General features: G+C 63.8%; 7 protein-coding genes. All 7 read left to right on the forward strand.

Features of this window, described 5'->3' with window-relative positions; genetic code table 11:
- Window positions 1-51: 51 nt before the first annotated feature.
- Entirely contained in the window at window positions 52-1452 is a 1401-nt protein-coding gene (xdhA, locus tag JJ869_RS08195) for a xanthine dehydrogenase small subunit (RefSeq protein ID WP_292266002.1), read from the forward strand.
- Complete coding sequence (xdhB, locus tag JJ869_RS08200; protein WP_292266004.1) at window positions 1449-3860, forward strand: xanthine dehydrogenase molybdopterin binding subunit; 2412 nt, start codon at window positions 1449-1451, stop codon at window positions 3858-3860. The genes xdhA and xdhB overlap by 4 nt, the downstream gene beginning before the upstream one ends.
- Window positions 3850-4791, forward strand: a complete 942-nt coding sequence (gene xdhC / locus JJ869_RS08205) for a xanthine dehydrogenase accessory protein XdhC (protein ID WP_292266006.1) — start codon at window positions 3850-3852, stop codon at window positions 4789-4791. Before xdhB ends, xdhC begins: the two co-directional genes overlap by 11 nt.
- Complete coding sequence (locus JJ869_RS08210; RefSeq protein ID WP_292266009.1) at window positions 4758-6281, forward strand: ABC transporter ATP-binding protein; 1524 nt, start codon at window positions 4758-4760, stop codon at window positions 6279-6281. Before xdhC ends, JJ869_RS08210 begins: the two co-directional genes overlap by 34 nt.
- A 153-nt stretch (window positions 6282-6434) precedes the next feature.
- Window positions 6435-7520, forward strand: a complete 1086-nt coding sequence (locus tag JJ869_RS08215; RefSeq protein ID WP_292266011.1) for an ABC transporter permease — start codon at window positions 6435-6437, stop codon at window positions 7518-7520.
- Complete coding sequence (locus JJ869_RS08220; protein WP_292266012.1) at window positions 7520-8452, forward strand: ABC transporter permease; 933 nt, start codon at window positions 7520-7522, stop codon at window positions 8450-8452. The genes JJ869_RS08215 and JJ869_RS08220 overlap by 1 nt, the downstream gene beginning before the upstream one ends.
- Before the next feature lie 61 nt (window positions 8453-8513).
- Window positions 8514-9617, forward strand: coding sequence for a BMP family ABC transporter substrate-binding protein (locus JJ869_RS08225; RefSeq protein ID WP_292266013.1), 1104 nt, complete (start codon window positions 8514-8516; stop codon window positions 9615-9617).
- Window positions 9618-9872: the final 255 nt, after the last annotated feature.

Consider the following 9872-nt stretch of genomic DNA (forward strand, 5'->3'; position numbering starts at 1 on the left):
CATCGAGGGCGCATATTACGGGGCATATTGGTAAGGCGGCAGGTTTTTCACATGGATATCACCTTTCTTCTGAACGGAGAGAGCGTGGAGCTGCGAGACGTGTCCCCCACGGCAACGCTGCTCGATTGGCTGCGCGAAGAGCGCGGCCTCACCGGCACCAAGGAAGGCTGTAACGAAGGCGATTGCGGGGCCTGCACGGTGATGGTCACCGATGCGCGCGGCGCACGCGCGCTGAACGCCTGCATCCTTTTCCTGCCCCAGCTTGACGGCTGCGCGGTGCGCACGGTCGAAGGCATCAGCGCCCCCGACGGCAGTCTGCACCCAGTGCAGCAAGCGATGATCGACCATCACGGATCACAATGCGGCTTCTGCACACCGGGTTTTGTCGTATCGATGGCGGTCGCACATCTCAATGGCGACCAGAACCACGACGACGCGCTGGCGGGCAACCTCTGCCGCTGCACCGGCTACGCCCCGATCATCCGCGCGGCGGAGGCGGCCACCGATCAGCCCGCGCCCGATTGGCTCAAGGGCACGCCCCCAGCTTCTCTGGTTCAAAAATACCTTTCAGGGGGTCTGGGGGGCAGACAGCCCCCCAGCCTCTCCGCCCCGGAAACGCTGGACGAGCTCGCTGCCGCCTACGCCGCCCGTCCTGATGCGACACTGATCGCGGGTGCAACGGATGTAGGGCTCTGGGTGACCAAATCCCTGCGCGATCTGGACGACGTGATCTTCCTCAACCGCTGCACCGAGTTGCAGCAGATCGAGGAAACCGACGATCACTTGCGCATCGGCGCCGGGGTCACGATGGATCGGGTTTTGAAAGCCGTCAAAGACCTGCACCCGTCCTACGCCGAAATGATCCGCCGCTACGGCTCGACCCAGGTGCGGGCGGCGGCGACCATCGGCGGCAACATCGCCAATGGCTCACCCATCGGGGACAACCCGCCCGCGCTGATCGCACTGGGGGCCACGCTGCACCTGCGGGCGGGGGACCATCGCCGCGATATGCCGCTGGACGAGTTCTTCATCGACTACGGCAAACAGGACCGCGCCAAGGGCGAATTTGTCGAGGCCGTCACGATCCCGCGCTTGGCACCGGGGTTGAAGGTCTACAAGCTCTCAAAACGCTTCGATCAGGACATCTCCGCCGTCTGCGGGGCGTTCAACATCACCGTGTCGGATGGCACGGTCACCGACGCCCGCATCGCCTTTGGCGGCATGGCGGGTACGCCGAAACGGGCGAAAGCGGTCGAAGCCGCCCTGACCGGCAAGCCGTGGTCCGAGGCCACAATCCGCGCCGCGATGGCGAGGATGGCCGAGGACTTCACGCCTCTGTCCGACATGCGCGCCTCGGCCGAGTACCGGCTGCGGACGGCGGAAAACATGCTCCTGCGCTACTGGCACGAGGATCAGGGCATCGCGTCGAACGTGCTGGAGGTGTCGGCATGACAGTCGCAAAACCCCTTCCCCACGACGCGGCACATCTGCATGTGACCGGACAGGCGCGGTATGTGGATGACATCCCGACGCCCAAAGGCACGCTGCATCTGGCCTTCGGCCTGAGCAGTATCGCCGCCGGACGGATCACCGCGATCAACCTCGACGCAGTGCGTGCCGCGCCCGGCGTGGTGGGTGTCTGGGAAGCCAAGGACCTGCCCAGCGACTGCGATTGTTCACCCTCGGCCCATGACGAGCCGATGCTGTCGGGCGCGACGATCCACTACCTTGGCCAGCCGATCTTTCTGGTCGCCGCCACCAGCCACCTCGCCGCCCGCAAGGCGGCGCGCCTCGGGCAGATCAGCTATGCCGAACGCGACGCGATCCTGACCATCGACGAGGCGCTGGCCGCCGACAGCCGCTTCGAGGACGGCCCGCGCATCTGGGAAAAGGGCGATGCGGGTGAGGCCATCGACACCGCGCCGCGCCAGATCAGCGGCGTCATCGAGATGGGTGGGCAGGAGCATTTCTACCTTGAAGGCCAATCCGCCATGGCCCTGCCGCAGGAAGGCGGCGACATGGTGGTGCATGCCTCGACCCAGCACCCGACCGAGATTCAGCACAAAGTGGCCCACGCCCTGCACCTGCCGATGCACGCGGTGCGGGTGGAGACACGGCGCATGGGTGGCGGCTTCGGCGGCAAGGAAAGCCAGGGGAACGCGCTCGCAATCGCCTGTGCCGTGGTTGCCTCGGCGACCGGGCGTCCGGCCAAGATGCGCTATGACCGAGACGATGATTTCATGATCACCGGAAAGCGGCACGATTTCCGCATCGCCTATCGTGTGGGTTTTGATGATCAAGGCGTGATCTCGGGCGTGGAGTTCGAGCAGTACACCCGCTGCGGCTGGGCGCAGGACCTGTCCCTACCCGTCGCCGACCGCGCCATGCTGCACGCCGACAACGCCTATCACCTGACCCATGTGCGGATCGAAAGCCATCGTTTGAAAACCAACACCCAGAGTGCAACGGCGTTCCGGGGCTTTGGCGGACCGCAGGGGATGCTGGGCATCGAGCGGGTGATGGATCATATCGCCCATGACTTGGGGCTCGACCCGGTCGCGGTGCGTCGGGCGAATTACTATGCGGCAGAGGTCGAGGGGGGCCAGCCCCCCGCGCCTTCGGCGCCCCCCCGGAGTTTATCCGGCAAGATGAAGGAGCAGGACATCGCCTCGCGCGGGTCCGAGGAACTGGCGGAGAACACGGGTGCTGCGGCAGCGGTTGCCGAGCAGACCACGCCCTATGGGCAGGTGGTCGAGGATTTCATTCTGCACGACATGACGGATCGGTTGCTGGACGGCGCGGATTACGAGGCGCGGCGTGCTGCGGTGGCGAAGTGGAACGCGGGCAATGCCGTCATCAAGAAGGGTCTCGCCTTTTCGCCGGTTAAGTTCGGGATTTCCTTCACGCTGACCCATCTCAATCAGGCGGGCGCGCTGGTGCATGTGTATCAGGACGGCTCCATCCACATGAACCATGGCGGCACCGAGATGGGACAGGGGCTGTTCCAGAAGGTGGCGCAGGTGGCCGCTGACCGGTTTGGCGTGCCGCTGGAGATGGTGAAGATCACCGCGACGGATACCGGCAAGGTGCCCAACACCTCGGCCACGGCGGCCTCTTCGGGGTCGGATCTGAACGGGATGGCGGTCAAGGCGGCCTGTGACACGATCCGCGACCGCATGGCGAACCATCTGGCGAGCCTGCATCAATGCGACGCGCGGGATGTGGTGTTTGCGGATGGTCAGGTGCGCGTTCAGGGCGAGAGCTACAGCTTCGCCAAGGTCGCGCAGATGACCTATGAGGCGCGGGTGAGCCTGTCGGCCACGGGGTTCTACCGCACGCCGAAGCTGAGTTGGGACCGGATCAAGGGTCAGGGGCGGCCCTTCTTCTATTTCGCCTATGGTGCGGCACTCAGCGAAGTGGCGGTGGACACGCTGACCGGCGAGTACCGCATCCTGCGCAGCGACATTCTGCACGATGCCGGATCGTCGCTGAACCCCGCGCTGGACATCGGGCAGGTGGAAGGCGGGTTCGTGCAGGGCGCGGGCTGGCTCACGACCGAGGAACTGGTCTGGGATCCGTCCGGTCGTTTGCGCACGCATGCACCATCCACCTACAAGATCCCCGCCTGTTCGGATCGCCCGGACGTGTTCAACGTCGCGCTCTGGGACGGGCGCAACCGGGAGGACACGATCTACCGCTCCAAGGCGGTGGGCGAGCCGCCCTTCATGCTGGGCATGTCGGTGTTTCTGGCCCTGTCTGATGCGGTGGCATCCTGCGGTGACGGCTACCCGGCGCTGGACGCGCCCGCTACGCCCGAACGGGTGCTGACTGCCATCGAGAGAGTGCGCGATGGCGTTTGATCTCAATGCTTTACGCGTTGCCGTTGCGGCACATGGCCGGGTTGCCCGCGTGGTGATCGCCGAGGTGCAGGGCTCCTCCCCGCGCGAGGTGGGGGCGGCGATGCTGGTCTGGAACGGCGGGCAATCGGGCACCATCGGCGGCGGCGCGTTGGAGTATCAGGCCGCGCAACAGGCCTTCGCCCGCGAGGGGTTCAGCCGTCATCCGCTGGGGCCGGAGCTGGGTCAGTGTTGCGGTGGGGCAGTCATGTTGCTCACCGAAGTCTTTGACGCAAACCGGCTAGCCGACTTGGACGGCGAAACCGTGATCGCGCGGGGGCCGGGCGAGATGCCTTTGGCGGTCAAACGCCTGACCACCTGTGCGCGCAATCAGGGCGTGGACCTTCGGCCGCGGATGGTGCAGGGCTGGTTTGTCGAACCTGTGGCACAGTCGACGACACCGCTCTGGATTTGGGGCGCGGGCCATGTTGGCCGGGCACTCGTGGACGTGTTGCACCCGATCCCCGAGATCGAGATCACATGGGTCGATACTGCGCCGAACCGCTTTCCCGATGCTATCCCGGAGCGTGTAAACGCCCTTCCTGCCAGCGATCCCTTGCGCGTAGTGACACATGCGCCGGAGAACGCCGCGCATCTGGTCCTGACCTATTCCCATGCGCTCGACCTGAGCCTGTGTGATGCGCTGCTGCGCCAGGGGTTCGGGTTTGCCGGGCTGATCGGGTCCGACACGAAATGGGCCCGCTTCACGTCAAGACTTCGCAAGATGGGGCACAGCGACGCCCAAATATCTCGCATTTGCTGCCCGATTGGGCAAAAATCCCTTGGCAAGCACCCTCAGGCGATTGCTGTTGGTGTTGCAGCACAGCTATTGAGCCTTTCAACAATCACATCAGGTGCCATTTGCCCGACGACCTCCTTCGCCTCGACGGCCTGACCAAAGCCTATCCCGGTGTCGTCGCGAATGACGACGTGTCCTTCGACATTCGCGAGGGCGAAATCCACGCATTGCTCGGCGAGAATGGCGCGGGCAAGTCGACGCTGGTCAAGATGATCTACGGGCTTGTGAAGCCGGACCGCGGCAGCATGACCCTGCGCGGCAAGCCCTACACGCCGTCCGAACCCAGCGCCGCGCGTCAGGCCGGGGTGGCGATGGTGTTCCAGCATTTCTCGCTCTTCGACGCGCTGGATGTGGCCGAGAACGTGGCTCTGGGGATGGAGAACCCGCCAAAGCCGCGCGATCTGGCCCGGCAGATCCGCGAGGTGTCCGAGACCTATGGCCTGCCGCTTGATCCGTCCCGCACCGTCGGTACGCTGTCGGCCGGCGAGCGGCAACGGGTGGAGATCATTCGCTGCCTGTTGCAGGATCCCAAGCTGCTGATCATGGACGAGCCGACATCGGTGCTGACGCCGCAGGAGGTGGAGATCCTGTTCGAGACCCTGCGCAAGCTGAAATCCGAAGGCACGGCGATCCTCTACATCAGCCACAAGCTGGAAGAGATCCGCGCGCTCTGCGATCACGCGACGATCCTGCGGTTGGGCAAGAAGGTCGCCACCTGCACACCGTCCGAGACCACCGCGCGCGCGATGGCGGAAATGATGATCGGGTCGAGCTTTGCCTCTCCCGCCGCGAAACACACCACACCGGGCGAAGTGCTTTTGCGGGTGGACAACCTGACCATGCCCGCCCCCGGTGCCTTCGGTACGCCCTTGCGCGGCATCAGCTTTGAACTGCGGTCGGGGGAAGTGCTGGGCTTTGGCGGTGTCGCTGGCAATGGTCAGGACGAATTGCTGTTGGCGCTGTCGGGCGAACGCATCACCAAACGCGGCACGATCTGGGTCAAGGGCGCGGATGTCAGCCGTGATGGCCCCGTGGACAGACGCGCGGCAGGGTTTCTGACCGCGCCCGAGGAACGGTTGGGCCATGCAGCAGCCCCCAATATGAGCCTGACGGAAAACGCGGTTTTGACGGCAGGGCGGCGGCAACGGCTGGTGAACAAGGGCTTCATAAACTGGAAACGCGCAGATGGGTTTGCGCAGGACGTGATCAAACGCTTCGATGTGCGCACACCTGGCACCCATGTGGCGGCGCGGGCGCTGTCGGGTGGAAACCTGCAGAAATTCGTCATCGGGCGCGAGGTGGCGCAGAACCCGGACATTCTTGTGGTCAACCAGCCCACATGGGGTGTCGATGCTGCAGCCGCTGCCGCGATCCGGCAGGCGTTGCTCGATCTGGCCTCCAAAGGGGCTGCGATCCTTGTGGTCAGTCAGGATCTGGACGAGCTTCTTGAGATCGCGGACCGTTTCGGCGCTCTGAATGAAGGCCGCCTGTCGGCTCTCAAACCGGTGGCGGATCTCAGCATTGACGAGATCGGCCTGATGATGGGCGGCGCGCATGACATGGAGGTGGCCCATGTTGCGGAGTGACGCCCTTGCCCGAGACACGTCTATGGAGGCGACCGATCACATGCATATTTATGAAAAGAAGAAGCCTGGACTCGGCGCAGCCTCCCCTGCTTCTTCTTATTCCAAATATGCACATTCCGACAACAGCCAGAATTTGGCACGGGAGGGTGGCCTGTGATCCGGCTTGAAAAACGCCCGCAGCCGTCGAAAGCTTGGACAGTGGCGACGCCGATCCTTGCCGTGGTTCTGACCATGATCTTCGGCGGCATCATGTTCGGCCTGATCGGCACCTCGCCGGTCGAGGCGATCCGGACGATTTTCTGGGATCCGCTGTTCCATCCGCAATTCGCAGGGTTTTCGCGCCCGCAATTGCTGGTCAAAGCGGGGCCGCTGATCCTGATCGCCATTGGACTTTCCATCGGGTTCCGGGCGGGCATCTGGAACATCGGAGCGGAGGGGCAATATATCATCGGCGCAATCTGCGGGGCGGGGGCCGGGTTGGCGCTCTACCCGATGGAGTCGGCGCTGATCCTGCCCTTGATGGTGGTGGCGGGCGCCCTGGGCGGCTGGGCCTGGGCCATGATCCCGGCGCTTTTGAAGGTGAAGTTCGGCACCAACGAGATCCTTGTCTCGCTGATGCTGGTCTATGTGGCGGAGAACCTGCTGGCCTCGGTCTCGTCCGGCCTCTTGCGCAATCCCGAAGGCATGGGCTTTCCCGGTTCGCGCAACCTGTCGCAATGGTCGTCGTCCCAAAACCTCGAACTGATCCCCAATACGGGCATGCACCTGGGCGTTCTGACAGCCTTCATCGCAGTGATCTTCGCCTATGTTCTGCTGACGCGGCACATCCAAGGCTACAACATTCGCCTGACCGGCGAGGCCCCGCGTGCCGCGAAATTCTCGGGCGTGTCGCCTGCCCGCACGATCCTGTTCTGCCTTGGTCTGGCGGGCGCTTTGGCCGGGATGGCCGGGCTGTTCGAGGTCACCGGACCCGCAGGCCAGATCAGCATCGACTTCGGGTCCGGCTATGGCTTCACCGCGATCATCGTGGCCTTCCTTGGCCGCTTGCATCCGGTGGGCATCCTTCTGGCGGGGTTGCTGATGGCGCTGACCTACATCGGCGGCGAGCTGGCGCAGTTGATGCTGGGCGTGCCCGGCGCATCGATCCAGCTGTTTCAGGGGATGCTGCTGTTCTTCCTCTTGGGCGTGGATGTTCTGACCAATTATCGCGTCCGGTTCGGCGCGGCGGAGGTGGCCTGATGGATCTGAGCAACATCAACCCCGTCCTCTTGGTCGCTTCGATCATGATCTCGGCCACTCCGATCCTGCTGGCCGCCATCGGGGAAATGGTGGTCGAAAAGTCCGGCGTTCTGAACCTTGGCGTCGAGGGCATGATGATCACCGGAGCGGTGATCGGCTTTATCGTTGCCATCAACTCGGGATCGCCGCTTCTGGGGTTTGCCACGGCCGCCGTCGCAGGCGCCGCCCTCTCCGTGGCGTTCGGCGTGCTGACGCAGATTTTCCTGTCAAATCAGGTCGCCACCGGGCTGGGCCTGACGCTTGTGGGGCTTGGGCTGTCCTCGCTGTTGGGCAAACCCTATGAGGGGCAGAAGACCGTCACACTGCCGAAACTCGACATCCCCATCCTGAGCGATCTACCCGTGGTCGGGCGGATGCTCTTCAGCCATGACATCATGGTCTATCTCAGCCTAGGTATCGTGGTCGCCGTCTGGGCCTTCCTCAAACACACCCATGCCGGGCTGATCCTGCGCGCGGTGGGCGAAAGCCACGAAAGCGCACATGCCTTGGGCTACAAGGTCATCCGGGTGCGGATGCTCGCCATCATGTTCGGCGGGGCCTGCGCCGGCTTGGGCGGCGCCTATCTCAGCCTTGTGCGCGTGCCGCAATGGACCGAAGGCATGACCGCCGGTGCGGGCTGGATCGCGCTGGCCATCGTGGTCTTTGCCAGTTGGCGCGCGGGCCGCGTTCTGGTCGGCGCCTATCTTTTCGGCGGCATCACCGTGCTGCAACTCAATCTGCAAGCCGCCGGGATGACATGGGGGGTGCAATACTTGTCCATGTCGCCCTATCTGATAACGATCCTTGTGCTTGTTTTGATCTCGTCCAACCGCTCGCGGGGCAGTCACAACGCCCCCGCGAACCTTGGGCAGACCTTCCACGCGACCCGATGACACAACCGGGCGCATCCACTCAAACGGGGCGGACAACGCCCCACCAACCGGGAGACTATCTATGATCCGCAGAACCCTACTTGCCACCGCAGCGGCGGGCCTGACGCTGGCCTTCGGCGCACCTGCCATGGCGCAGGACGTGACCAAGGCCTGTTTCGTCTATGTCGGCCCCATCGGCGACGGTGGCTGGACCTACCAGCATCATCAGGGCGCTCTGGCCGTCAAGGAAGCCTATGGCGACAAGGTCGAGATCGCGTGGCAGGAAAGCGTGCCGGAAGGTGCCGATGCCGAGCGTGTCATCACCCAGATGGCGCTGTCGGGCTGCAACATCATCTTCACCACATCCTTTGGCTACATGGACCCGACCAACAATGTCGCGGCCAAGTTCCCTGACGTGAAGTTCGAACATGCCACCGGCTACAAGCGCGAACATCCGAACGTATCCACCTATAACGCGCGCTTCTACGAAGGCCGTGCGGTTGTGGGCCACATCGCGGGCAAGATGACCCAGACCAACAAGATCGGATACATCGCCTCCTTCCCGATCCCCGAAGTGATCATGGGCATCAACAGCTACTACCACCACGCCAAGCTGGCGAACCCCGATGTGGAACTCGTCGTGACCTGGGCCTACACATGGTTCGACCCTGCGAAAGAGGCGGATGCGGCGCGCGCCATGCTCGATCAGGGCGTCGACGTGATCACCGCCCACACCGACTCCACCGCACCGCTGGCCGAGATCGCCAAGGAAGGCGGCAAGGCATGGGGCTTTGGTCAGGCGTCCGACATGGCGGCGTTCACCACCAATGACGACGGCACACCGGGGCCACGCATCGCGTCGATCATCGACGAATGGTCACCCTACTATGTCAAGCGCGTCGGTCAGCTGATGGACGGCACCTACGAGCAGATCGACAGCTGGGCGGGCATGCCGGAAGGCGAAGTCGTCATCGGCACCATGAACGACGCCATCCCGGAAGACGTGAAGGCCGAGGCACAAGCCATGATCGACGCCATTACCGCAGGCGAATACCACCCGTTCACCGGCCCGATGAACAAGCAGGACGGCAGCGCATGGCTGGCTGAAGGCGAGACCGCAGACGACGGCACCCTGCTCGGCATGAACTTCTATATCGAAGGCATCACCGGCGACATCCCGAACTGAGTTCGGACATTCCCGGCCATGGCCGGGCCTGCGAGAGACAGACAACGCCCGGGGGGTCCCCGGGCGTTTTTTTGTCGAGGTTTGTGGTTGGGCCCGTGGTTCCGGAGTGTCGGTTTCGGCGTATTTTGTTGAAAAACTCTTCCTTGATCGAAGTCTGAACTGCTGATTCAATTCCTGAAATCGAGGGGGAGAACCGGCGATGATGGGACCGAGGCAGGAAGCACAGGCGGCGCTGTTCTATGAGTTTTCGCTGGA

Origin of the sequence: Marivita sp., assembly GCF_017643905.1 — a bacterium.
Lineage (GTDB): Bacteria > Pseudomonadota > Alphaproteobacteria > Rhodobacterales > Rhodobacteraceae > Marivita.